The organism is Nocardiopsis halophila DSM 44494, assembly GCF_000341245.1.
Lineage (GTDB): Bacteria > Actinomycetota > Actinomycetes > Streptosporangiales > Streptosporangiaceae > Nocardiopsis_A > Nocardiopsis_A halophila.
The window spans coordinates 50,898-73,641 of record NZ_ANAD01000081.1 but is presented as its reverse complement, the minus strand read 5'-3'; the positions used below and the strand labels follow the sequence as shown (position 1 = coordinate 73,641).

Annotated in this window: 25 protein-coding genes, 1 pseudogene and 1 riboswitch; of the genes and pseudogenes, 11 read left to right on the top strand and 15 right to left on the bottom strand. The window is 74.3% G+C overall.

The window, feature by feature from the left end; all coding sequences use genetic code 11:
- Positions 1-156: 156 nt before the first annotated feature.
- Positions 157-417, top strand: a complete 261-nt coding sequence (locus D450_RS0110820; protein WP_017538684.1) for a DUF2530 domain-containing protein — start codon at positions 157-159, stop codon at positions 415-417.
- Positions 401-1,897: a DUF7059 domain-containing protein gene (locus D450_RS0110815; protein ID WP_017538683.1), complete on the top strand. Its 1,497-nt coding sequence runs from the start codon at positions 401-403 to the stop codon at positions 1,895-1,897. The genes D450_RS0110820 and D450_RS0110815 overlap by 17 nt, the downstream gene beginning before the upstream one ends.
- Positions 1,898-1,905: 8 nt before the next feature.
- On the opposite strand, the gene D450_RS0110810 is transcribed toward D450_RS0110815, so the two are convergent.
- From D450_RS0110810 to D450_RS33015, 4 genes are all read right to left on the bottom strand, one after another.
- Entirely contained in the window at positions 1,906-5,043 is a 3,138-nt protein-coding gene (locus D450_RS0110810; RefSeq protein ID WP_017538682.1) for a sacsin N-terminal ATP-binding-like domain-containing protein, read from the bottom strand.
- A gap of 88 nt (positions 5,044-5,131) precedes the next feature.
- Positions 5,132-5,950 (bottom strand): DUF3027 domain-containing protein, encoded by an 819-nt coding sequence (locus D450_RS0110805; RefSeq protein ID WP_193789658.1) that lies wholly within the window; start codon positions 5,948-5,950, stop codon positions 5,132-5,134.
- Positions 5,951-6,086: 136 nt separating this feature from the next.
- On the bottom strand, positions 6,087-6,470 hold the full coding sequence (locus D450_RS0110800) for a cold-shock protein (RefSeq protein WP_017538680.1): 384 nt from the start codon (positions 6,468-6,470) through the stop codon (positions 6,087-6,089).
- 423 nt (positions 6,471-6,893) lie between these two features.
- Positions 6,894-7,757, bottom strand: a complete 864-nt coding sequence (locus tag D450_RS33015; RefSeq protein WP_152520824.1) for a hypothetical protein — start codon at positions 7,755-7,757, stop codon at positions 6,894-6,896.
- Between the two features lie 186 nt (positions 7,758-7,943).
- Between D450_RS33015 and D450_RS0110790 the strand changes: the two genes are divergently transcribed.
- The 4 genes from D450_RS0110790 to D450_RS0110775 all read left to right on the top strand — a co-directional run bounded on the left by D450_RS0110790 (position 7,944) and on the right by D450_RS0110775 (position 9,824).
- Positions 7,944-8,267, top strand: coding sequence for a hypothetical protein (locus tag D450_RS0110790; RefSeq protein WP_017538678.1), 324 nt, complete (start codon positions 7,944-7,946; stop codon positions 8,265-8,267).
- A gap of 118 nt (positions 8,268-8,385) precedes the next feature.
- Positions 8,386-8,766 carry a CD225/dispanin family protein gene (locus tag D450_RS0110785; protein WP_017538677.1) on the top strand — a complete coding sequence of 127 codons (381 nt, stop codon included), beginning with the start codon at positions 8,386-8,388 and terminating at the stop codon, positions 8,764-8,766.
- A gap of 96 nt (positions 8,767-8,862) precedes the next feature.
- Positions 8,863-9,339, top strand: coding sequence for a hypothetical protein (locus D450_RS0110780; RefSeq protein ID WP_017538676.1), 477 nt, complete (start codon positions 8,863-8,865; stop codon positions 9,337-9,339).
- A gap of 47 nt (positions 9,340-9,386) precedes the next feature.
- Positions 9,387-9,824 carry a hypothetical protein gene (locus D450_RS0110775; protein ID WP_017538675.1) on the top strand — a complete coding sequence of 146 codons (438 nt, stop codon included), beginning with the start codon at positions 9,387-9,389 and terminating at the stop codon, positions 9,822-9,824.
- A 27-nt stretch (positions 9,825-9,851) separates the two neighbouring features.
- Here D450_RS0110775 and D450_RS0110770 read toward each other — a convergent pair whose 3' ends face one another.
- Entirely contained in the window at positions 9,852-10,088 is a 237-nt protein-coding gene (locus D450_RS0110770) for a hypothetical protein (RefSeq protein WP_017538674.1), read from the bottom strand.
- 136 nt (positions 10,089-10,224) lie between these two features.
- Here D450_RS0110770 and D450_RS0110765 point away from each other — a divergent pair, with 136 nt between their 5' ends.
- On the top strand, positions 10,225-11,181 hold the full coding sequence (locus D450_RS0110765; protein ID WP_017538673.1) for a R2-like ligand-binding oxidase: 957 nt from the start codon (positions 10,225-10,227) through the stop codon (positions 11,179-11,181).
- Positions 11,182-11,206: 25 nt separating this feature from the next.
- Here D450_RS0110765 and D450_RS0110760 read toward each other — a convergent pair whose 3' ends face one another.
- On the bottom strand, positions 11,207-11,797 hold the full coding sequence (locus tag D450_RS0110760; protein WP_017538672.1) for a phospholipid scramblase-related protein: 591 nt from the start codon (positions 11,795-11,797) through the stop codon (positions 11,207-11,209).
- Positions 11,798-11,841: 44 nt separating this feature from the next.
- Positions 11,842-12,003, bottom strand: coding sequence for a hypothetical protein (locus tag D450_RS33975; RefSeq protein ID WP_017538671.1), 162 nt, complete (start codon positions 12,001-12,003; stop codon positions 11,842-11,844).
- Between D450_RS33975 and D450_RS32410 the strand changes: the two are divergent.
- Positions 12,000-12,248 (top strand): annotated as a pseudogene (locus D450_RS32410) (dihydrofolate reductase family protein); the annotation flags it as partial. The gene D450_RS33975 and the pseudogene D450_RS32410 sit on opposite strands and share 4 nt — an antisense overlap.
- 15 nt (positions 12,249-12,263) lie before the next feature.
- On the opposite strand, the gene D450_RS0110745 reads toward D450_RS32410, so the two are convergent.
- The 5 genes from D450_RS0110745 to thrC all read right to left on the bottom strand — a co-directional run bounded on the left by D450_RS0110745 (position 12,264) and on the right by thrC (position 17,328).
- On the bottom strand, positions 12,264-12,965 hold the full coding sequence (locus tag D450_RS0110745) for a maleylpyruvate isomerase family mycothiol-dependent enzyme (RefSeq protein WP_017538669.1): 702 nt from the start codon (positions 12,963-12,965) through the stop codon (positions 12,264-12,266).
- A 13-nt stretch (positions 12,966-12,978) separates the two neighbouring features.
- Positions 12,979-13,572, bottom strand: a complete 594-nt coding sequence (locus D450_RS0110740; protein ID WP_017538668.1) for a septum formation family protein — start codon at positions 13,570-13,572, stop codon at positions 12,979-12,981.
- Positions 13,573-13,790: 218 nt separating this feature from the next.
- Positions 13,791-15,422, bottom strand: a complete 1,632-nt coding sequence (gene groL, locus D450_RS0110735; protein WP_017538667.1) for a chaperonin GroEL — start codon at positions 15,420-15,422, stop codon at positions 13,791-13,793.
- Positions 15,423-15,718: 296 nt separating this feature from the next.
- Complete coding sequence (locus tag D450_RS0110730) at positions 15,719-15,994, bottom strand: MoaD/ThiS family protein (protein ID WP_017538666.1); 276 nt, start codon at positions 15,992-15,994, stop codon at positions 15,719-15,721.
- A gap of 62 nt (positions 15,995-16,056) precedes the next feature.
- Complete coding sequence (gene thrC, locus D450_RS0110725; RefSeq protein ID WP_017538665.1) at positions 16,057-17,328, bottom strand: threonine synthase; 1,272 nt, start codon at positions 17,326-17,328, stop codon at positions 16,057-16,059.
- Positions 17,329-17,341: 13 nt separating this feature from the next.
- A riboswitch (SAM riboswitch) is annotated at positions 17,342-17,484 on the bottom strand.
- A 225-nt stretch (positions 17,485-17,709) separates the two neighbouring features.
- Between thrC and D450_RS0110720 the strand changes: the two genes are divergently transcribed.
- Positions 17,710-19,146 carry an alpha,alpha-trehalose-phosphate synthase (UDP-forming) gene (locus D450_RS0110720; protein ID WP_017538664.1) on the top strand — a complete coding sequence of 479 codons (1,437 nt, stop codon included), beginning with the start codon at positions 17,710-17,712 and terminating at the stop codon, positions 19,144-19,146.
- On the opposite strand, the gene D450_RS0110715 is transcribed toward D450_RS0110720, so the two are convergent.
- Complete coding sequence (locus D450_RS0110715; protein WP_017538663.1) at positions 19,118-19,696, bottom strand: GrpB family protein; 579 nt, start codon at positions 19,694-19,696, stop codon at positions 19,118-19,120. The two genes, D450_RS0110720 and D450_RS0110715, sit on opposite strands and share 29 nt — an antisense overlap.
- Positions 19,697-19,770: 74 nt before the next feature.
- Positions 19,771-20,949 (bottom strand): S8 family serine peptidase, encoded by a 1,179-nt coding sequence (locus D450_RS0110710; protein WP_017538662.1) that lies wholly within the window; start codon positions 20,947-20,949, stop codon positions 19,771-19,773.
- Between the two features lie 235 nt (positions 20,950-21,184).
- Here D450_RS0110710 and D450_RS0110705 point away from each other — a divergent pair, with 235 nt between their 5' ends.
- Together D450_RS0110705 and otsB are read left to right on the top strand one after the other, a co-directional pair.
- Positions 21,185-21,481, top strand: a complete 297-nt coding sequence (locus D450_RS0110705) for a DUF3263 domain-containing protein (protein ID WP_017538661.1) — start codon at positions 21,185-21,187, stop codon at positions 21,479-21,481.
- Positions 21,478-22,290 (top strand): trehalose-phosphatase, encoded by an 813-nt coding sequence (otsB, locus tag D450_RS0110700; protein WP_017538660.1) that lies wholly within the window; start codon positions 21,478-21,480, stop codon positions 22,288-22,290. The genes D450_RS0110705 and otsB overlap by 4 nt, the downstream gene beginning before the upstream one ends.
- Before the next feature lie 7 nt (positions 22,291-22,297).
- Here the strand turns inward: otsB and D450_RS0110695 are convergent, their stop codons facing one another.
- A complete protein-coding gene (locus tag D450_RS0110695) occupies positions 22,298-22,744 on the bottom strand; it encodes a DUF3592 domain-containing protein (RefSeq protein WP_017538659.1) in 447 nt (148 codons plus the stop codon).

The window sequence follows — 22,744 nt, the reverse complement described above, 5'->3', positions numbered from 1 at the left end:
AAGCCCGCCGCAGCCGCACGGGTTCGGGAACCGCCGCTGTGACCCGTCTCTCCCCTTCCCGTGCGGGGCCGCCCGGCGGCCGCCGGGAACCCGGCCCCTTCCCCGGTGTCCTAGCCTGGAGGCGTGCGCACACCCCGACGCCCGGACCCCGAGGTCATGGAGAGCGACTACCGCGTCCCGACCGCGCTGGGGACGCTGGCCTGGACGGTCGCGCTCGTCGTGCTGCTCGTCCGCGGCGAGGGCCTCGCGGACGGCGAGCGGTGGTGGATCTGGGTCTGCGCCGCGGGCATCGCCCTGGGGGTGTTCGGCTTCTTCTACGTCCCCTACCTGCTGGGCAGGCGGGAGGCCGCCGAGCGCCGCCGCGACGGGGAACGTGCGAGCGGCTCTGAGGCGACCGATAATGGGCCCCGTGCCTGAATCGCTCCGCCCCTTCCCGCGCCGGCTCGCCGACCGGCTCCGGCGCATCCTGATCGACGCCGACTACACCGTCTCCGGTGTGCGCGACCGGCTCGGCGGCACCGCCGCCCGGGCCCTGGCCCGCGAGCAGCTGGTGCCCGCGCTGCGCGCCACCGGCGGCGAAGAGGGCCTGGGACTGCTGCTGCGCCTGTGGTGGCTCCAGGAGCCCATCGCCGACAAGGCCGCGCGCGCCCTGCTCCCGGTCGACGAACTCGCCGAGCACGGCCTGCTCTCGGCCGCAGGCGGCGAGGTGCGCGCGCGGGTCCACCTGGGGCCGTGGGAACTGGAGGACGGCCGTCCCGGCTATGTCGTCAGCGACCCGACGGTCCGCCCCGGACAGGGCGTGCCCCGCCCCGACCACGTGGTGGGCGCGGGCGGCGCCTCCTCCACCCTCTCCAAGCTCATCGTGGACGGCCCGTTCGAGCGTGCGCTGGACCTGGGGACCGGGTGCGGCGTCCAGGCGCTCCACCTCTCCTCCCGCGCCGGCGAGGTGGTCGGCACCGACCTCAACCCCCGTGCGCTGCACCTGGCCGAGATCAGCTGCGCCCTGTCGGGCGTGGACAACGCGGCCATGCGGCGGGGGTCGCTGTACGAGCCCGTCGAAGGCGAGCGCTTCGGGCTGATCGTCTCCAACCCGCCCTTCGTCATCACGCCCGACCCGGCCCGCTACACCTACCGCGAGTCCGACATGGGCGGGGACGCGCTCTGCGCCGAGCTGGTGCGCCGCGCCCCCGAGCACCTGACCGACGGGGGCTGGTGCCAGCTCCTGGGCAACTGGCTGCACGTGGAGGGGGAGGACTGGCGCGACCGGGTCGGCGGCTGGGTCGCCGGGACGGGCTGCTCGGGCTGGGTGGTCCAGCGCGACGTGCAGGACCCCGCCGAGTACGTGGAGCTGTGGCTGCGCGACTCCTGCGAGCACGGCGGCCCCGAGTACACCCGCCGCTACGACGCCTGGCTGGACTACTTCGAGCGCGAGGGCGTCAAGGGGGTCGGCTTCGGCTGGATCTGCCTGCGCAACGACGGCGCCCAGGACGCGGCGGTGCGGGTGGAGGAGCTGCGCCACGAGATCGAGCAGCCGGTCGGCCCGTACCTGCCCGGCGTGGTGGACGGGGCGATGACCGCCCACCGCCTCACCGACGCGGCGCTGCTCTCGGCGCACGTGGCCCTGGCGCCCGGCGTCGTGGAGGAGCGCATCGGGGTGCCGGGGGCGCCGGACCCGCAGCGCATCGTCCTCCGCCAGGAGAACGGGCTGCACCGCGCCGCCCAGGTCGGCACGGTGGAGGCGGCCCTGGCCGGGGTGTGCGACGGGACGATGCCCGTCGGCCCGCTGCTGGACGCCATCGCCCAGCTCACCGAACAGGACGCGGCCCAGGTCCGCAAGGACGCCCCGGACGTGCTGCGCTCCCTGATCGCCGAGGGCTTCTTCCGGGTCGCCCGGTAGGCGGGCCCCTACTCCAGGTCGGCCTCGGCCAGGAGGAACGGGGCGCGGTCCGGGTCCCGCAGGACCGCGGCGACCAGGTGGCGCCGGGCCCAGGTGCCCGCGGACCAGCACAGGGCCCGCGCCAGGCCGTCGGGGGTGGACGCGTGCACCACCCCGTCGGCCACGCGCCACTCGGTCTCCGCGCCGTCCACCGTCAGCGTGTCGTGGTGCACGTAGGTGAGCGCACCGGCGGGGGCGAAGAGCAGGACCTCGTCGGGCACCGGGCGCACCCGGCCCGAGGACTCCACGCGGCCCTCGACCGCCTCCGAGAGCAGCGACAGGTCGAGCACGTCCGCCAGCGCCTCGGCCTGCTCGGCCGGGGCGAGCAGCAGCGGCCGCCCCTGCGCCAGCGGCAGCAGGTCGGGGGCGTCGACCACCAGGGCGTCCTCGGCGTCGGCCACCACGATCGCACCGCCGTCGACCGCCCGCACCCGCTCCGGGGGCACCACGCGCTCGGCCGGCACCCCGGCCAGCGCCGCCCAGATCCGGCGCAGCGCCGCATGCTCCACGTGCCGCTCCGGGTCGGCCAGCCGCTCCAGCAGGTCGTCCGGGCCGTCCGGGTCGGCCAGCAGCTCCTCCAGGGACGCGCGCACGCCCACCGCCCGGGCCAGCTCCGTGTCGATCCCCTCGGGCGCCTGCTCGTACAGCCCCTCCAGCACCGGGTCGGCGCCGGGCAGACGCAGGTCGCCGGGTCGGGAGCCGCCGATGAGCGCGCCGGTCCGCAGCCACCAGGCGGTGTAGGACGGGACGTCGGCGGCGCGCCCGCCCTCCAGCAGCAGCCGGGCGGGCTCGGTGACGGCACGGCGCGCCGACGAGTGGGCGATCAGTTCCAGCGCGCGCTCCCACCGGTCCGAGCGCACGAACTCCAGGTCGGCCACGGCGGTCAGCTCGGGCACGGTCGGCGGCAGGTCCTCCTCGCCCGCGCGCCGCACGGCCTCCTCGGCCCACTCCTCCAGCCCGTCCACCGGCAGGTCGTCCAGGGAGTCCTCCAGCGCCTCGCCCAGGGTGACGTCGTGGGCGCGCAGCACCGCGAAGCCGTCCAGGCAGCCCGCCGCCGCCAGCACCGCGCGGCCGTGCCGCTCCACCAGGTCCGGCGCGACCACCCCGAACGGCGCGTCGGCGGCGAGCACCTCCCGCAGCGGGCTGTCCGGAAGCAGCAGCTCCCCGGCGACCGAGTACCCGCCCTCGTCGTCGCGGAGCGCCAGCTCCGCGAGCCAGGGCCGCCCCCGGTCCGGGCCGCTCCCCGGGCCGACCGCCGCGACCAGCGCCAGCACGGGCCCGCTCACCGCCTCGGGGTCGTCGGCGTCCAGCGAGCCGCCGACCGCGGCCCGCACCGACGGGTCGTCCAGCACCGCCTGCGCACCGGCCTCCACCGCGCCGAGCCGCACCAGCAGCTCCTCGGCGGCCTCCGGGTGCACGATCCGAACCCCCAGCGGCGCCAGCACCGCCGGATCCAGCACGCCCGCCCCGAAGGACTCCCCGACCGGGAGCAGCAGCCCGCGCGGCCCGCGGACCAGGCGGCCGTCGGCCAGCGGCACCGGCAGCGCCCCCAGCTCGTCCAGGTCGGTGCCGCGGGCGGCCGAGGCGCGCAGCGCCCGGTACAGCCCCGCCCACCAGGACGGCTCGGCCTCCCGGTCGCCCAGCAGGTCGGCGAGTTCGGCGGGGCCGACCCGGCGCACCCGCAGCTGCGCCAGGGCGGGGTGGCCCGGGTCGGCCCCGGCGCCCAGCGCGGTGGGCAGCACGTCGGCGAGCACCTCGGCGACCTGCGGGCCGGGCTCGACCAGCACCGCGTCGATCGGGCGCACCGGGCGCCCGCGCACGGTGCGCAGGAACGGCGCCTCCTGCAGCGGCTTGGCCGCCGCCGCGCGGAAGCGCCCGTCGAAGGACCCGTGGCCCAGCGAGGGCAGCGGCACCAGGTCGAGCGCGGCGCGCGGCTCCAGCCGGGCCAGCAGGTCGGCGTAGGCCTCGGCGGCCTCGCCCACCAGCGCCTCGGCCGCGGGGCCCTCGGCGATCCGCCGCCGGTCGGGGCTCAGCGGGAAGGAGCCGATCAGCAGCGCGGGCAGGGCCAGCTCGGCGTCGCCGGGGGTGGGTGCGTGCACCACGCGCGCAACGCCGTCGGGCAGGCCGGCCGAGCCGTCCTCTCCGACCGCGGTGGCCCAGGTGAGCGTCCACTCCAGGCGGGAGCGCTCCTCGGTGGGGCGGTCGGCCAGCAGGGCGGGCTCGAAGCGCCCGGTGCGGGTGACGGTGCGCCAGCGGGTGGTGCGCTCGGCGCCGCCCTCCTCGGCGGAGGTGGTCACCACGTCGACGGCGCCGCCGTCCGCAGCGTCTTCCGCGGCCCGGTCCCCGGTGTCCGGGGCCGCGCGCCTGCTCAGCACGCGGGCCGGGCGGCCCTCGGACTCCACCCGCACCTCACTCAGCGCGGGCAGGGCCAGCAGCAGGGCCTCACCGGTCTCCTCCAGGAGCTCGGCGACCCGCCGCCGGGTGTCGGCGTCGCGCAGGAGCAGGGTGACGGCGGTGGTGTACCCCTCCGGCACGGCCCCCTGGCCCGCGGCCGGGTCGGCGGGGAAGGGCAGGCGCAGCAGCGGCAGGTCGCCGCCGCGCCGCTCCAGCTCTTCGGCCAGTCCGGGGTCGGCGCGCCCGGGCCCGATGAGGCCGGTGCGCACCTCCTCCCGGGCGAGCGCGCGCGACCAGCGCACCGCCCCGTCCGCCGATGCGGCGGTGACCTCGTCCGACAGGGCCGCGACGGCGGAGAATCCGACGCCGAACCGGCCCACCGCCCCGTGCCCCTCGCCGCCCCTCTTGGCGGAGGCGCGCAGCGTGGACATCGACTCCACGCCGTCGGCGGTCAGCGGCGCACCGGTGTTGGCGGCGGTGAGCACGTCACCGCTCAGGCGCAGCAGCAGGCGTCCCGGAACGCCCGCGCGCGCAGCGGCGTCGGCGGCGTTCTGGGCCAGCTCGACGACCGCGCGGTCCCGGTACCCGCCGAGCGCGTGGTCCTCCTCGGCGTTGGCGTCCTCCCGGAAGCGCGCGGGCGCGGCCGCCCATCCGTCGAGCACGCGGCGCCGCAGCTCCGAGGTGCCGAACGGGTCGGTCTGCTTGGCGGCCATGGGGGCTCCTCCCGAGTGGGTGCGGGACTACCGTACGCGACGGCGGGAGGGGCGTCGGAGGGGTTTTCGGCCGTGCCGTCCGGCCCGGTCAGCCCTCGGTGGAGACCAGTTCCAACTCGCTGGTGTCGTCGAAGACGATGTGGTCGTATCCGAGCTCGTCGATGACGGGCACGGGGGACGGCTCGCTGCGCACCGCCTCCCGGACGGCCTCGGAGTGCGCCCCGCAGCCGTGGTCGTAGGAGACCACCCGGCCGTCGTCGGGGGCGAACTCGTTGGCGCACACGCCGAACATCCGGCGCAGGCCGCCGGCGAGCGGGGTCATGAAGCCGCAGGTGGAACAGGTGGCCGGGGCGGCGGCGGCGATCGCGCTGCGCGGGCCGGCCTCGCCCTCGTACCAGCGCTCGGCGGCGGCGTCGCGGCCCTCCCGGGACAGCACGCGCGGCCGGCCCAGCCCCATCTCCCAGGGGGCGGTCCGGTCGTCGGCCTCCTCCTCCAGGGCGTCGGCGGGTGCGTAGGCGAAGCCGGGCTCCAACCGGTCGTCGTCGGCGGAGGTGGGCAGCAGGTCGCCCACGCCCAGGTCGCCCGGGCGCAGCCGCTCCTTCCACGGAACCCACTGCGGCGCCAGCAGCGCCTCGGGGCCCGGGAGCAGCACCGCCTCGTTGACGGTGACGACCTTGGCGCGCGCCGCGCGCACGACGGTCACGGCGTAGTGCCAACCCGGGTAGGCGGCGTCGCGGCACTCGAACAGGTGGGTGACCAGGCGGTCGCCCTCCACGTGCGCGGACAGGTGATCGCCAACCCACTCCGGACGGGAGATCTCGACGGCGGCGCTCCGCGCGAGGTCGACCGCCTCGATGCATGCCTTGTCTGGTGCGGGGTTACGACGGCTAGGGCTCACACTCCCCATCTTCGCCGATGGGAACCACCGCCGAGTCCACGACACCGACTCGATAGACGACCGTTACGTCGGATTGGGGAGGTACGGGGGATTCTCCGCCGCCCCCGCAGGCGATCTGTGGCGGGGACCACACCGCGGCGCTCGCTCAGGCCTCCAGGTCGTCGGCGACCACGCGCAGCACTTGGGCGATCTTGGCCGCCTCCTTGCGGTCGGGGTGCTTGCCCCGGCGGTAGGTCGAGGAGACGCCGTCCAGGAGCTTGATGAGGTCCTCGGTGATGACGACCATCTCGTCGGGCTTCTTGCGCATCGCCTTGGCCACCGAGCGCGGCGCGTCGAGCAGCTTGACCTGCAGCGCCTGGGCGCCCTTGCGCCCTTCGACCACCCCGAACTCCACCCGCTGGCCGGAGCGCAGGGACGTGGTCCCCGCCGGCAGCGCCGAGGAGTGCACGAAGACCTCGCCGCCGTCGTCACGGGTGAGGAAGCCGAATCCCTTGTCGCCGTCGTACCACTTGACCTTGCCGGTGGGCACGTGTGACCTCACGCTCTCGCCGTCGGACCCTAAGGGGCGAGGCCGGGGAATCCGCCGCGAATGGGGGCGAATGTCCGCTCGGCCTCTCGGATCCATCTTTCCATAGGGGGCTTTCCAGGCTAATGCTCGACGAACACGCCGAGCGAGGGGCCGAAGGCCACATGTTCCCCGAAATGCCGATAAACCCCGAGGGCCGTAACCGGCCATCCCCGCGCATGCGAGAGGCCCGGACGCGGATCTCCGGGCCTCTCCTTTGACGTCCGCCCCCGTCGCCGCTGGTTGCGGAGTTTCGGGACGGGACCCGGCGGGACCGGGGCGGGCGTCAATCCCCCTGCGCCCCCGGCCGGTGACCGGCGCCGAACCCGGTGGCGCACCGTCATGATTACCCGCGCCGCGAGCCCGCAACGCGTCGAAAACCCCTGGTCAAGCAGGATATTCCGGAGGATTTAACGGCCGATGACCCGAGGCGGGCGCGACCGCGGCGATCCGGACCACCAGGTACACCGCGCAGGCCGCCGCGGCCAGCCGCAGCCCGACCACCCCGGTCGAGGTGAGCGACTCCAGGACGATCTGGTCGATGTAGGGCGCCTCCCCCTGCCAGAACGCCATGGCCACCAGGGTGGCCGCCGGCGGCGCCCCCGCGAGGACCCACTTGTCGCGGCGCGTCCAGACCTTGCTCAGCACCACCATCGCGCCCCCGATGATCCACAGGAACGCCGCCTCGGCCGCGAGGGCGCCGGCCGCGTACAGCAGCAGGACCAGCAGCTCGGAGGGGTGGTCACGGAAGGCCGCCGCAGTGGCCGACCAGCGCCGGAGGAGGCGGCGGCCGGCGCCCCTGCCGTCCCCCTGCGCCGCGATCCGGGTGGTCGGGGTGATGGGACCGCCGCTCTCCGGGCGCACCGACACCGCCCGCGCGCCCCGGGCGCCCAGCCAGCCGGGGTCCGGCCCGCCCCGCCACGGCGGCGGTGTGCGCTTGCGCAGGACCGAGCGGCCGGGATCGGCCCGCTCCCCGCCGTCGGCTCCGTCCCCGTCCTCTCCGTCGCCGTCCTCCGGTCCGCGCTCGGCGTCGAGCTCGGCGCGCACCAAATCGTCCGGGTCGCCGAAGGACTCCAGGACCCGCCGCACCTCCTCGGCGGTGCGGGCCCCCGAGGCGCGGCGGGCCTCCTCCACCCGGCGGCGCACGTCGGCCAGGAAGGAGGCGCGCCGCCGTGAGGGGACCGCTCCGTAGGCGGCGTCCCCCACCCGCGACAGGAAGTCCAACACAAGGCGGTCGGGCTGCTCGCTCATGGACACATGGTGCACCGCCCGGAACGCCCGCGCCGCCCGGTCCCGGCCATCGGATTGCGGATGGGCACCGCATCCACGACTCGGTGACCGAAAGTGGCCACGCGGTCGCCCTCCGAGAGGTATAGATGGAGGCCGCCGCCCGCACCCCGGTGCGGCACCACCACCAGCGACAGCGAGAGGCAGAGCATGCGCGCACGCCGAACGGCGGCCCTGGCCGCCGCCCTGGCCGGGCTGCTGGCGACCGCGGCCCCCGCGGCCGCGGACGGCGGCCCCGGCACCCTGGACCTGTACTCGGGCCCGGGACTGGGCCACACCACCCTGGAGGGCGGCGGCTGCCACACCTTCCCCGACAAGCGGATGGTGAACCTGGCCGACTCCGAACCCGCCGCCGACTACGTCTTCCACCCCGGCCCGGACTGCACCGGAACCCCCGTGGGGAGCGGCCGTGACGACTCCCAGTGGATCCCGCCGCTGTGGGGGGTGCGCTCGGTCGACGTGCGTTTCGGCTGACCCCGGTCGGGGACGCGGCACCGGGGGCGCGGCGCCCGCATGGCCCGCCGGGAGCCGCTGCGGCTAGGCTGCAGACGCTCCCGACGCCTGAGAGGCCAGAGAGGATCGCCCGGCCGCCATGAGCGAACCCCAGCTGCCGCCCGGTGCCGCGTCCCCCCGCGACGACCACGGCCCCCCGGCCGAGCGGGCCGCCGCCTCCCCCGCGGACGCCCCGCGGACCGGTGGCGCGTCCAGCTCCACCATGGCGCTCATCCTGCACGCCCTGACCTTCCTGTGCTGCGCCAACTGGATCTTCGGGATCGTCGGCATCGTGTTCGCCGTGCGCGCCGCCCACATGCGCGACCGCGGCCGGCCGGAGCAGGCCGAGACCCTCACCCGGTACTCCTGGTACTGCCTGGGCGCGGCCGCGGTCATGTTCGTCGTGATGTCCGTGCTGACGCTCTGGCTCTTCACCCAGGCCGGGTCCTGGGTCCAGGACGCCGTGCCGGTGGGGTACTGACGCCCGGCCGGAACCCGTGGGCGCCCGACCGCGTCGTGGTTATCGTGGGGGGAACGGCCGCCCACCGACGGCGCCGCGGGGGAGGGGGAACCGACCGTGCACGGACACCGCTCGGCCATCGAGCGCTTCTGGGAGGACTCCGGGCCGAACCCGTCCCCCGTGTACAGCGCGCCCGCCACGCACGACGCGCCACCGGTGCCGCAGGCACCGCCCGCCTCCATCCCTCCACCGCCGCAGCACCGGCCGGGCCCCGCGGCCGCCCCCTTCGCCCCACCGCACGCGCCGCCCGCCGGGCCGCCTCCGCGGACCGGGGCCGCCGCGGCCGCGCTGCTGTGCGCCGTGCTGACCCTGGCCTTCCCCGCCCTGGGGGTACTCGCCGGGCTGCCGGTGCTGGCGGTGCTCTCCAACATCCCCGGCCTGGTCTTCGGGGCCCTGGCCGTGGCCAACCGGCACGACCCCGAGGCGGTCGAGCGCAACATCGCCCGCACCTGGGCCTGCACGCTGGGCTACCTGCTGCTGATCGCGCTCGTCCTGCTGGCCATCGCCGCGCTGATCACCGCGCTCACGCCCTGACCGCCCCGGCCGACCACCGACGACCCGAACCGCGAGAGAGGCATCCCATGAGCGCACCCTGGCCCGGCCAGGAGAACGACCCGAACCGCCGGCCCGGCGGGTACGGTCCCCCTCCCGGCTACCCGACCGGAGGGCAGCCGCAGTACCCCTACGGGCAGCAGCCGGCGGGCCCGCCTCCGCCCGCACCCTACGGCGTGCCGATGGAGAACCCGGAGATCGAGCCTTTGCGGGGCGGGGCCATCGCCGCCCTGGTGACCAGCGCGATCAGCCTGATGCTGTGCGGCTCGCTCGGCGGGATCATCGGCATCGTCTTCGGCATCCTGGCCCTGGTGGAGAAGCAGGACGCGGACAAGGTCCGGCGCTTCACCAAGTACTCCTGGATCGCCACCATCGTCGGCATCGTCCTGATGGTGCTGCTGTTCGCGGCGATCCTGATCCTGCCGTTCGTGATCGCGGCGTTCACCGTTCCGGCCGGGGCGTACTGACCGGCGCCCCCGGAGGGGTCGCGCCCCTCACAGCGAGGGCAGCGCCCCCATCAGCAGCGTTCCCCCGGCGATCGCCCAGGCCAGCAGGGCGTAGACGAGGGTGCGCGAGCGCAGGGCCGCGTCGACGCGCATGGCGGGGGTCGCGAACGCGGCCACCATCAGGATCATCGCGAGCATCGCGGGGATCGTGGAGGCGATGGCGAAGATCGTCATCTGGTGCGCGCACTCCGCGTAGCCCGGCGCCCCGGGGTCGCCACAGAACACGTCGTCTCCTGGTCCGAAGGTCGGGTGCCCCAGCACCGTACCGCTCCCGGCGGGGAAATACCGCCGGGAGCGCTTTACACCGCACCGCGTTGCGTCGAATCATGAGGGGGCACCCCGACCCGAGGAGGTACCCCCCATGGCCGACCCGTCCGGGCGCACCGGCTTCCGCTCCATCGGCGGAGGCGGTCTGAACTGGGACTCCTTCCCGCTCCGGCTCTTCACCAAGGGCAACGCCAAGTTCTGGGACCCCGCCGCCGTGGACCTGACCCGGGACGCCGAGGACTGGAAGTCGCTGAGCACCGAGGCCCAGGAGCGGATCCTGCGGCTGTGCGCGCAGTTCGCCGCCGGGGAGGAGGCGGTGACCGAGGACATCCAGCCCTTCGTGCGCGCCATGGCCGCCGAGGGGCGGCTGGGCGACGAGATGTACCTGACCCAGTTCGCCTTCGAGGAGGCCAAGCACGTCCAGGCCTTCCGGCTGTGGCTGGACGCCCTGGGCGTCACCCACGACCTGCACGCCCACGTCGACCGCAACGAGGGCTACCGCGCGCTCTTCTACGAGGAGCTCCCGGCCTCGCTCAACGCGCTGCTGGAGGACCCGAGCCCGCACAACCAGGTGCGCGCCTCGGTCACCTACAACCACGTCATCGAGGGCGCCCTGGCCCTGACCGGCTACTACGCCTGGAACCACATCTGCACGGTGCGCGGCATCTTCCCCGGCATGCGGGAGATCATCCGCCGCATCGGCGACGACGAGCGCCGCCACATGGCCTGGGGCACGTTCACCTGCCGCCGGCACGTCGCCGCCGACGACGCGCTGTGGCCGGTGGTCACCGAGCGGCTGGAGGAGCTGATGCCGCACCTGAAGGCCACCGTCGAGCGCGACGACGAGCCCATGACCGGTGAGGAGCAGCAGTACCAGCTTCCGCAGGGGGAGCTGCTCGGCTACGCCACCGACCGGGCCCTGCGGCGGCTGGGGGCGATCGAGACCGCGCGCGGGGTCCCGGTGGCCCGCATCGACCTGGACGCCTCCCCCGAGGACCTGGAGGAGCGCTTCGGGGAGGAGGACCGCCAGGCCATGTCCCGCCTGGCCTGAGGGGCCGACCCGCGTGCGGTCCGGGTCAGCGCTTGCCCTCCAGCAGCACCAGGTCGATCGCGATGCCCGAGGCCACGGCCAGGGTCTTCAGCGGGTCGGGCAGGTTCGGGTAGCGCTGCCAGACCTGGTAGCTGTCGGCGGCGGTGAAGAACTCTCCGAAGCTGGGGAAGTTGCGGTCGACCCGCCCGACCTCGTGCTCGTGGTTGTCGGTGATCTGGAACTCGAACGCGCCGAAGTTGCCCTTGACCGCGCCCACCGGCTGCTTCCAGGCGTCGAGCAGCCGGAAGCTCGCCTTGAACAGCTTGAAGTCCTGGTCGATGTAGCCGATCGGCCTGCCGTCGGGGTAGGCGATGGTGGTCGTTGCGGTGAACATCGCCCAGGACTTCTCGATGTACAGGCGCGGGTGCCCCCAGGCGTCGTTCACCATCAGCTTGCGCGCGAACCCGGCCGTGTTGTCCGCGATGAAGCGCAGGGCCTTCATCCCGCCGTCCAGCCCGACTTCGTGGATGTGCGCCACCGGCCGCCCGTGCGCGTCGTAGCAGTAGTACTCCGACTCGTCGATGAGGAAGCGCTTCGGCTGCTTCACCACGATCGGCACTGTGTTGAAGAGGTCCACGAGCGCTTTCGACGCGCGCGCGGGCGCCACGGTTCCCACGCCCCTCAGGCGCCGTCCACGCCGTCCGCTCCGCCCCCGCCACCGGACAGGATCCGGTGCACGAGGGCGCCGATGAGCGCGTCCGGGTCCCCTTCTCCGTCGAGCACGCCGGGCAGCGTGAGCTGCTCGACCACCAGACCGGTCATCGCCTGGTGGAGCAGGACCACTGGAGGCGGTCCGCGAACTCAAGCGGGAGGAGGGCGGGCTGGGCGTCTGCCTGGTCAGCGGCCCGACGCTGGCCGGGGCGCTGCTGCCGGAGATCGACGCGGTCTTCCTCAAGCGGTACCCGGTGGTGGCGGGCGCAGGGCTGCCCCTGTTCGCGGGGGCGGGGTTCGCCCCCGCCGCGTTCACCCCGGTCGAGAGCCACCGCTTCGACGGCGGCGCCGACTACACCCTCTACCGGCGCGCCTGAGTCCGGCCGCCCCTCTCAGGCCAGGGGCGGGGGAACGGGCAGCGCTTCGAAACCGACGCGCTCCCCGTCGCGGGTCACGGTCAGGCCGTCCGGACCGGAGCGGCCCGACAGCCAGGCCAGCAGGGCCGCCCCGGGCCCCTCGGCGCGCAGCGCCGCGGGCCCCGAGCCGATGGTGCCCGCCCCGGCGATCTCCACCGCCGGCAGGTCCGCGCCGGCGAGCCGCCCGACCAGGGACTCCAGCTCGCGGGAGACGAAGCCCTCCGGCCAGTGCCCGGGGGTGTAGCCCGCGTCCAGGTCGACGTGGTGGTACTCCAGCTCCCGGTACCGCATCCCGAGCAGCTCCGCGGCGGAGAACACGGCGCCCGACCGGTGCCGCACCTCGAAGGCCCACGCCTCCTCCGGCATCGCGGCCACCGCCGCGGCCAGCCGGTCGGCCGACGAGCGCAGGTCCGCGGCCTGTTCGGGGGCGGGGCGGGGGGCGCCGGCCGCGATGTCGGCGTCACGGGCCTCCTCGCTGCGGTACATGGGGGCCTCCCGGCCCTCCCGCGCCGCCTCCAGTACGCCCGCCACGGCGTCGGCGTTGCGGGCCACATGGGTCAGCACGTGGCCGCGCGTCCAGCCCGGGAGCAGGGAGGGGACGGCCACCTCCTCGGGGGTCAGCCGTTCGGCCGTGCGCACCAGGCGCCCGGTGGCCGCGTCGATCTCGCGCATGTCCATGCCGGAAGCCTACTCAGGCCCCGGCGCCCCTGAGGGTTCCGGTCGTCTGCGCGCCCGGCTCGAAGACGACGCAGGAGATGTCCCGGTCCAGGTCCTCGAAGGCGCCCCGGGTGGGCGTGTAGAAGCTGAACTCGTAGTCCGTCTGCTGATCGAAGGGCACGCCGATGAAGGATGCGAACTCCTCCTGGCAGAACTCCTGCGCCTCGTCCAGGATGCCCTGCTCGCCGGGCCACTCCGGCTCCGAGGAGACGGTGGCGGCGTAGACCTCCGAGTCGTGCGGCTGCGCGCAGTCGACCTTGGGGACCTCGGAGACCTCGCCCTCGAGGGTCTCGTCGTTGAGGCAGTCGCCGACGGAGATGTCGAAGGCGGCGACGTCCTCCTCCTCGGCGGGCGGCGGCGAGGACGCGGGCGCGTCCTCCTCCGGCTCCTCTGCGGGGGCCGCGGACTCCGGCGGGGCCGTGTCGCTCCCCTGCTCGCGAGCGGCCCGGTCGGCCGCCTCCTCCAGATTGGCCAGGATCGTGCCGCACCCGGAGGCGGTCAGGGCCGCACCGGCGAGCGCCAGCGCGGCGACGGTCCGCTGGGCGGCCGGAGCGAATCGGACGGGCATGGGGGAACTCCAAATCGGTGATCGGCGGGGCGGCGCCCGAGGGGGCCGGCGAGGGGCGCCGTCCGCTCCGACGCCGTTCACGGGGCCCCGGTTCCCCGGTATCGGCCGCCGATTCGCCCCGTGCCTCCAGGACATGCGAAAGGGCGGCCCCCGGTGGCCGGGGACCGCCCTCGTCGTCGCAGGCTGTTCGCCGCGTACCCGGAAGGCCGGGACGGGGACTAGAAGTCCATGCCGCCCATGCCGCCCGTCGGGTCGCCGCCGCCGGCGGCCTGCTTCTCCGGCTTCTCGGCGATGACGGCCTCGGTGGTCAGGAACAGGCCGGCGATGGAGGCCGCGTTCTGCAGAGCCGAGCGGGTGACCTTGGTCGGGTCGATGACGCCGTCCTTGAACAGGTCGGTGTACTCCCCGGTGGCGGCGTTCAGGCCGACGCCGGCTTCCAGGTTCTTCACCTTCTCCGCGACGACCCCGCCCTCGAGGCCGGAGTTGATCGCGATCTGCTTCAGCGGGGCCTCGATGGCGCGGCGGACGATGTCGGCGCCGATCGCCTCGTCGCCGGACAGGTCCAGCTTCTCGAAGGCCGGGACGCCCGCCTGCAGCAGGGCGACACCGCCGCCGGGCAGGATGCCCTCCTCGACGGCCGCCTTGGCGTTGCGGACGGCGTCCTCGATGCGGTGCTTGCGCTCCTTGAGCTCCACCTCGGTGGCGGCGCCGGCCTTGATGACCGCGACACCGCCGGCCAGGCGGGCCAGGCGCTCCTGCAGCTTCTCGCGGTCGTAGTCGGAGTCGGTGCGCTCGATCTCGCCGCGGATCTCGTTGACCCGGCCCTGGATCGCGGTGGCGTCACCGGAGCCGTCCACGATGGTGGTCTCGTCCTTGGTGACGACGACCTTGCGGGCGCGGCCGAGCATCTCCAGCTCGGTGTTCTCCAGCTTCAGGCCCACCTCTTCGGTGATGACCTGGCCGCCGGTGAGCACCGCGATGTCGCTGAGCTGGGCCTTGCGGCGGTCGCCGAAGCCGGGGGCCTTGACGGCGACCGACTTGAAGGTGCCGCGGATCTTGTTGACGATGAGCGTCTGCAGGGCGGCGCTCTCGACGTCCTCGGCGATCACCATCAGCGGCTTGCCCGCCTGGAGGACCTTCTCGACGACCGGAAGGAACTCGTTGTTGTTGGAGATCTTGGAGTTGACGATCAGGATGTAGGGGTCCTCGAGGACCGTCTCCATCCGCTCCAGGTCGGTGGCGAAGTAGGGCGAGATGTAGCCCTTGTCGAAGCGCATGCCCTCGGCGAGCTCGAGCTCCAGACCGAAGGTCTGGCCCTCCTCGACCGTGATGACGCCTTCCTTGCCGACCTTGTCCATCGCCTCGGCGATGACCTCGCCGATCTGGGCGTCGCCGGCGGAGATGGAGGCGGTGGAGGCGATCTGCTCCTTGGTCTCCACGTCCTTGGAGAGCTTGGCCAGCTCCTCGCTGATGCGGGAGACGGCGGACTCGATGCCGCGCTTGAGGCCGATCGGGTTGGCGCCCGCGGCGACGTTGCGCAGGCCCTCGCTCACCATGGCCTGGGCCAGGACGGTGGCGGTGGTGGTGCCGTCACCCGCGACGTCGTCGGTCTTCTTGGCGACCTCCTTGACGAGCTCGGCGCCGATCTTCTCGTACGACTCCTCGAGCTCGATCTCCTTGGCGATGGAGACGCCGTCGTTGGTGATCGTGGGGGCGCCCCACTTCTTCTCCAGAACGACGTTGCGGCCCTTCGGGCCGAGCGTGACCTTCACGGCGTCAGCGAGCGTGTTCATGCCGCGCTCAAGGCCGCGACGGGCTTCCTCGTCGAACGCGATCAGTTTGGCTGCCATAGACTTCCTGTCCTCCCGGGACGGGCTGATACGCGAAGGGAACGAGCCGACGCCCGCGACGGACGACCGCGGTCCGCCGGCTGTCCGGCCGCCGGCGCCCGCGGCCTCATCGTCTCGATCCTGGTTAGCACTCACTCGATCGGAGTGCTAACGATCCCCTTTTTAGCACTCCCCCATGGCGAGTGCAAACGGCCCCGGAGAAGGTTCCTCTCCTGATGACCCGCAGGTCAAACAGCACATGAACGGGCCGCGCCCGGCAGTGCCGGACGCGGCCCGTGCGCAGTCGACCGGTCGGGTCAGCCCCCGGCCACCGCCGGGATGATGGAGACCTCGACGCCGTCCTTGGTGGCGGTGTCCAGGCCCTCCGCGAAGCGCACGTCCTCGTCCCCCACATAGACGTTGACGAAGCGGCGGATCTTCCCGGCGTCGTCCAGGATGCGGGCGCGGATGCCCGGGTGGTTGGCGTCCAGGTCGGCCAGGACCTCCTTCAGGGTCGCGCCCTCGGCGGTGACCTGGGAGGCGTCCTGGGTGTAGGTGCGCAGGATGGTGGGGACGCGAACGCTCACGCTCATGGTGCGGGTACTCCTCGGGTGTCGGTGGTGCGGCGGTTCTCGGGGCGGCGGGTCCGGCCGGGTCAGGCCAGCCCGGCCTCGCGGAACGCGCCCAGGGAGGGCTTGATGGTGGCGGTGACGCCGGCGTCCACCGCGTTCAGGGTCTTCAGGCCGTCGCCGGTGTTCAGCACGACCGTCTCCTTGGCCGGGTCGACCGCGCCCTCGGCCAGCAGCTTGCGCAGTACACCGGTGGTCACGCCGCCGGCCGTCTCGGCGAAGACCCCCTCGGTGCGCGCCAGCAGGGAGATCGCCTCGACGACCTCGGCGTCGCCGACGTGGCCGACCGCGCCGCCGGTGCGCCGGCACACGTCCAGCACGTAGGGGCCGTCCGCCGGGTTGCCGATCGCCAGCGACTTGGCGATGGTGTCCGGCTTGACCGGCTGGATGACGTCGTGGCCCTCCTCGTAGGCCCGGGCGACCGGGGAGCAGCCGGTGGCCTGGGCGCCGAACACCTTGTAGGGGCGGTCCTCCACCAGGCCCAGCGCGATGAGCTCGCGGAAGCCCTTGTCGATCTTGGTGAGCTGGGAGCCCGAGGCGATGGGCACCACGATCTGCTCCGGCAGGCGCCAGCCCAGCTGCTCGGCGATCTCGTAGGCCAGCGTCTTGGAGCCCTCGGCGTAGTAGGGCCTCAGGTTGACGTTGACGAAGCCCCAGCCCTCGCCGGCCGGGTCGCCGATCAGCTCCGAGCAGAAGCGGTTCACGTCGTCGTAGGTGCCGTCGAGGGCCACCAGGCGGCCGCCGTAGACCGCGGCCATGACGACCTTGCCCTCCTCCAGGCCGGCCGGGATGAACACGCAGGACTCGAAGCCGGCGCGCGCGGCGGCCGCGCCCACGGCCCCGGCCAGGTTGCCGGTGGAGGAGCAGGACAGGGTGGTGAAGCCGAAGTTGCGGGCGGCCTCGACGGCCATGGCCACCACGCGGTCCTTGAAGGAGTGCGTGGGGTTGCCGGAGTCGTCCTTGACGTGCAGCGCCTCCATCCCCAGCTCGGAGGCGAGGCGGTCGGCGCGCACCAGCGGCGTCAGGCCGGGGTTCATGTTGGGCAGCTCGGCCACGCGCGCGGGGACGGGCAGCAGGGGGGCGTAGCGCCAGACGTTGTTCGGGCCGGCCGCGATCCGCTCGCGGGTGACCTCGCCGAAGTCGTAGGCGACCTCGAGGGGGCCGAAACAGAACTCACAGGCGAAGCGGGGGCCGAGCTCGTAGCGCTCGCCGCACTCACGGCAGGACAGGGCGGCTGCGGGGCCGAAGGGGCGGGCGGCGGTGCCGGCGGTCGCGGCTTCCGGGGCGCTGATCGCCATCGCGAGGCATCTCCTCTCATCTTTCCTGGCGACCGATCTGGCCCCAGGCCGGAGTTGGCACCTGCCCCGGCCGCCTCGCGGTTTTCACGAGCGCATTGAGCCGGGATGGTTGCCGGGGCTTCGCAGGGCCGGTCCCTCCACCCCTCTGGATGAGCGATATTCGGTTGTGGTCACACTGTTGTCGACGGATTCGGTTGGGAATCCGCTCATGACTGTAACGGACCTTCCGCCCGGTTTTCCATCCATGGTGACCCGGATAACACTCATGGCGCACGCCACACCCCTGTCGGCCTCCCGAGGCCTGCAGCGGGTTTGCGCTCCTGCGCGCACGGCGACACCTACAACACCCCGAACCGGCTTTCCCGAGAGGTGAACGTTCAGGTGGACAAGGCACAGATCCTCGTCGCGTCCAACAGAGGACCGGTGTCCTACTCGGTCGACGATGCCGGAGCGCTCTCGCACCGGCGCGGGGGCGGAGGGCTGGTCTCCGGTCTGAGCGCCGCGGCCGAGCAGGGCGACACCCTGTGGGTGTGCGCCGCTCTCTCCGGCGCCGACCGCACGGCCGCATCGCAGGCCCCCGACGGCCGTATCGACCGCACCACCGACCTGGGCGGCCTCCGGGTCAAGATGATCGACATCCCCCAGGACGTCTTCGACAACGCCTACACCGGCATCGCGAACTCCACCCTGTGGTTCGTCCAGCACATGCTCTACGAGACGCCGTCGAAGCCCGCCTTCGACGCCGGGTTCCAGGAGCGCTGGGAGGACTACCGGTCCTACAACGCGGCCTTCGCCGAGGCGCTGCTGACCGGCGCGGCGGACGGAGCGCGCGTCGCCGTGCAGGACTACCACCTGGCCCTGCTGCCCCGGATGCTCCGGGGGCGCCGCCCCGACCTGCGCATCGCGCACTTCTCCCACACGCCCTGGGCGCCGCCCGAGTACTTCCGCATGCTGCCCACCGGGGTTCGCCGCGAACTGCTGGAGGGGATGCTGGGCGCCGACCACCTCGGCTTCCTCAGCCCGCGCTGGGCCGACGCCTTCCTGCGCTGCTGCGCCGAGTTCCTGCGGGCCGAGGTCGACCGGGGACGGCGCACCATCGAGTACGGCGGCCGGATCATCTCGGTGGGCGTGCACGCCCTGGGCGCCGACACCGAAGGGCTGCAGCGCCGCGCGGCCGAGCCGGACGTGGCCGAGCGCGCCGAGGCGCTGCGCGAGCGGGTCGGCGACCGCCGCCTCATCGTCCGGGTCGACCGCACCGAGCTGTCCAAGAACATCGTGCGCGGCCTGGAGGCCTACCGGGAGCTGCTGCGCACCCGCCCGGAGTGGCACGGGCGGGTGACGCACCTGGCGTTCGCCTACCCCAGCCGGACCGACGTGCCCGAGTACCGCGAGTACACCGAGCAGGTCCGGATGCTGGCCAAGGAGATCGCCGACGAGTTCGGCACCGCCGACTGGACGCCGCTGGTGCTGGAGGTTCAGGACGACTTCCCGCGCTCGCTGGCGGCCTTCTCCATGGCCGACGTCCTGGTGGTCAACCCGATCCGCGACGGGATGAACCTGGTGGCCAAGGAGGGGCCGGTGCTGTCCCGGGACGGCTGCGCGCTGGTGCTGTCGTCCGAGGCGGGCGCCGCCGACGAGCTGGCCGACGACGCCCTGACGGTCAACCCCTACGACGTGAGCGAGACGGCCGAGGCGATGCACCGGGCCCTGACGATGCCGGCCGAGGAGCGCAGCGCGCGCTGCTCCCGCCTGGTGGAGCGGGCGTCCGCGCTGCCGCCCGCGCGCTGGTTCAGCGACCAGCTCCGGGCGCTCGGCTGAGGATCTCCTCGATCACCCCGGTCTTGGCCTCGGAGTAGTCCTGGACGCTGTCCCGGAACCGCTCGGCGAGCTCGCGCTTGGTGCGCTCGTAGAGGCCGCGGTCCCCCGCGTCGGCGCGGAGCCGGTCGCGCAGGGCCAGCATGCGCCGCGGTTCCGCGCCGTCGGCGAAGACGTGCAGGTTCATGGTGACGCCGGGGCCCTTGAAGACCCGGTGGTCGTGGAAGTCCGGCTCGGCGAAGTGCAGGGTGTAGCCCGCCTTCTCCAGCGCGGGGCGGTAGGCGTCCTCCTCGGCGGGGTCGCCTACCAGCAGCAGCACGTCGACACAGGGTTTGGCCGCCAGGCCGGGCACGGCGGTGGAACCGACGTGCTCGACGGCCAAGACGGCATCGCCCAGGGTCTCGCGGACCCGCTCGGCCTCGCGCTGGAACAGGTACGGCCACTTGGGGTCGTACTCGGTCAGGACCACGCGCTCTTCCGAACGGTCGAAGTGGCTGCCCCGCGCCTCACCGCGCACAGGCAGCCGTTCGGGGGATTCACTGGTGGGGGACATGGGGGGAGTCTCATGACCTGCGCCGCGCACGTCAACCCGGCCTCTCTTCAGGACACCCGGGCCGACCCGCCCCGCTACTTACGGCGACGGCCGGAACCCTTGCGGCGGCGGCCCGACGGGCGGGCGGCACCCTCGCGGCCGGGCCGGTCCTCCGGTTCGCGCTCGGGCAGCCCGTAAGGGTTCTTGGCGTTGCGGCGCATCACCAGCACGAGGACGACCAGCAGCGCCAGCACCAGCGCGCCCCCGGCCGCCCACAGCGTCCAGGCGGGGACCGGGAGTCCGTCGTCCTCGGCGACCAGGTCCTCGTTGTACAGCGGGATGTCCTCGGCGGCGCCCTCTGCCTGCTCCAGGGCGGCCGGCGCGTTCACCACGCCGCCCTGCGCGGAGCCGGTCAGCGCCTCGGCCGCCTGGTCCGGCAGGAGCTGCGGGTGCTCCGCGCGGACCAGCGCGGCGGTGCCCGCGGCGAACCCGGCCGCGATACCGGAGCCGGAGGCCTGCTCGTAGCCGCCGCCGGGGGCGGGGGCCTCCACGTCCTCACCCGGGGCGTACACGTCGATCGCCCCGGCGTCCTGGGACGGCGAGGCCTGGGACGGGGAGAGGTCGCGGCCCACCGGGCCGACGGTGAGCGCGCCATCGGAGGCCGAAGCCGCCTCGGCCGCAGGGTCGCCCGCCGGGAGCAGCACCAGCGTGCCCTCATGCGCGGCATAGGCGACCGCCTCGGCGACGCCTTCCAGGTCCTGGCCCCCGGCGACACCGTCGGCGACGGCGACCACCTGCGCGCCCTCGTCGGCCGCGTACCGGATGCCGCTCTCCAGGGCGTCGCCGTCCCCGGCCGCGCCGCCCTCGGGCGCCACCCGCACCGAGAGCACCCGCGCGTCGGGCGCCACGCCCTGGAACCGGGCGGTGTGCTCGACGCCGTAGCCGGTCGCCGCGGCCACACCGGCGATCGCGGTGGACGCCCCCTCGGCCCCGCCGTCGGCGCCGGAGAAGTCGGTGCCCTCGGTCACCCCGTCGCCCAGGTTCGGGTTGTCGGCGTCGACGCCGGTGCCGACCACGGCGACCGTGGCGCCGCCGCCCCGGCCGCCCCCGTCCTCGTCCTGGACCGCCGGCCAGGCGTCGCGGGCGCCCACGGCCTCCAGCCCCCACTGGTCGATGAGCGCGTCGCCCCACGCGGACGGCGCGGACGGCGCGGCCACCGCGCCGGCGGCCAGCAGCAGCGCGCACAGTCCGGAGCCGGCGTGGCTGGTGCGCATGGAGTGTCCCCCCGTGACGTTTCCGGTTGTGAGGCCTGCGCGGCGCTGTGCCGCCGAAGCGCTGGTCAGGGCCGCGTGCACGGGCAATTCTGCCAGCTTCGCACGTGTATGCGAACGCGGCGGCCACCCGGTAAGGGGCTGCTTACCCCACGGGCCGAACCTGCGCGGTCCCCTGCGCCGTCCCCGGGGCGAGTCGCTACGATGTTTCGCGCCGATCCCGAAGAGGAGACGTGCAATGCCAGAAATCCGGGAACAACCCGACCCCTCAACCGAAGGCGCGCCGGGCCTCGCCGAGCGCGACCGGCGCATCCTCGCCTTCGAGAGCCAGTGGTGGAAGCTCGAAGGCTCCAAGGAGCAGGCGATCCGCGACGAGTTCGGCTTCTCCCCCACCCGCTACTACCAGCTGCTCAACGGCCTGGTGGACCGCCCCGAGGCGCTCGCCTTCGACCCCATGACGGTCAAGCGGGTGCGCCGCCTGCGCGCCGACCGGCGCCGCCAGCGCACCGCCCGCCGCCTCGGCATCCACCTGTGAGGCCGTTCCCCGGCCCGTGCACCGCCGACGGCGCGGCCGCGCTGAGCGCGATCGCCGAACGTCCCTCGGCGGCACTGCTCGCCTTCGACTTCGACGGGACCCTGGCCCCGATCGTGCCCGACCCCCGCGACGCGCGGCCGCATCCGCGCGCCCTCGCCGCGCTGCGCGCCCTGGCCCCGCGCGCGGGCGGCGTCGCCGTGGTGACCGGGCGGCCCGCGGCCACCGCCGTGGAGTACGGCGGCCTGGACGCCCTGCCCGGCGCCGTGGTGCTCGGCCACTACGGCCTGGAGCGCTGGGAGGGCGGGCGGCTCACCTCGCCCGGCGAGGTGCGCGGCCTGGACGAGGCGCGCGCCGGGGTCCCGGCGCTGCTCGCGGAGCTGGGCCCGCTCGCCGAGGGGGTGCACGTCGAGGACAAGGGCAAGGCCCTCGCGGTGCACACCCGCCGCGCGGCCCGGCCCGACGCGGCCCTGGAGGCGCTGCGCGAACCGCTGCGCCTGCTGGCCGAACGCGCGGGGCTGGCGGTGGAGCCGGGGCGCATGGTGATCGAGCTGCGGCCCCCGGGCATGGACAAGGGGGCGGCGCTGACCGCCCTGGTCGAGGAGAGGCGGCCCGGGGCGCTGCTGTTCGCCGGGGACGACCTGGGCGACCTGCCCGCGTTCGCGGCCGTGCGCAGTCTGCGCGGCCGGGGCGTCGCCGGCGTCGCGGTGTGCAGCGGCTCCGCGGAGCAGACCGCCCTGGCCGAGCAGGCGGACCTGGTGGTCGACGGGCCCGGCGGCATCGCCGACCTGTTGGAGTCCCTGCTCCCCTGAGGCCGGGCTATCCCAGGTAGGCCGGCAGGCCGAGCAGGAGGGCGCCCAGCAGCAGCACCGTCCCCACCCCCAGGAACAGCAGGGCGCCGAGGACCTGGGACCAGGCCTCGATGATCTCGGCCCGCTCGGGCCGGTCCGGGTCGTAGGCGACGGTGACCTGCCGCCCGGTGCGCATGAGGTTGGTGGTGACGCGGATCCTCTGCACCGCCTCGACGTCGCGGCCGTCCAGGGTGCGGAAGGAGAAGCGCGCCGCGCTGCTGCTCGTGGCGCTGAGGTTCCCCTCGCCCGCGCGCAGGTGCACCAGGGTCCGCCGCCCGCCGACGACGCCCGGGACGCGCACGCCCGTGCGCCGCACCCGCAGGACGTCGGAGAGCAGCCAGGCGCCCAGGACGGCGAAGAAGAGCGGGAACAGGACCATGAAGAGCGCGCCGATGACGGACCCGACTCCGCCCAT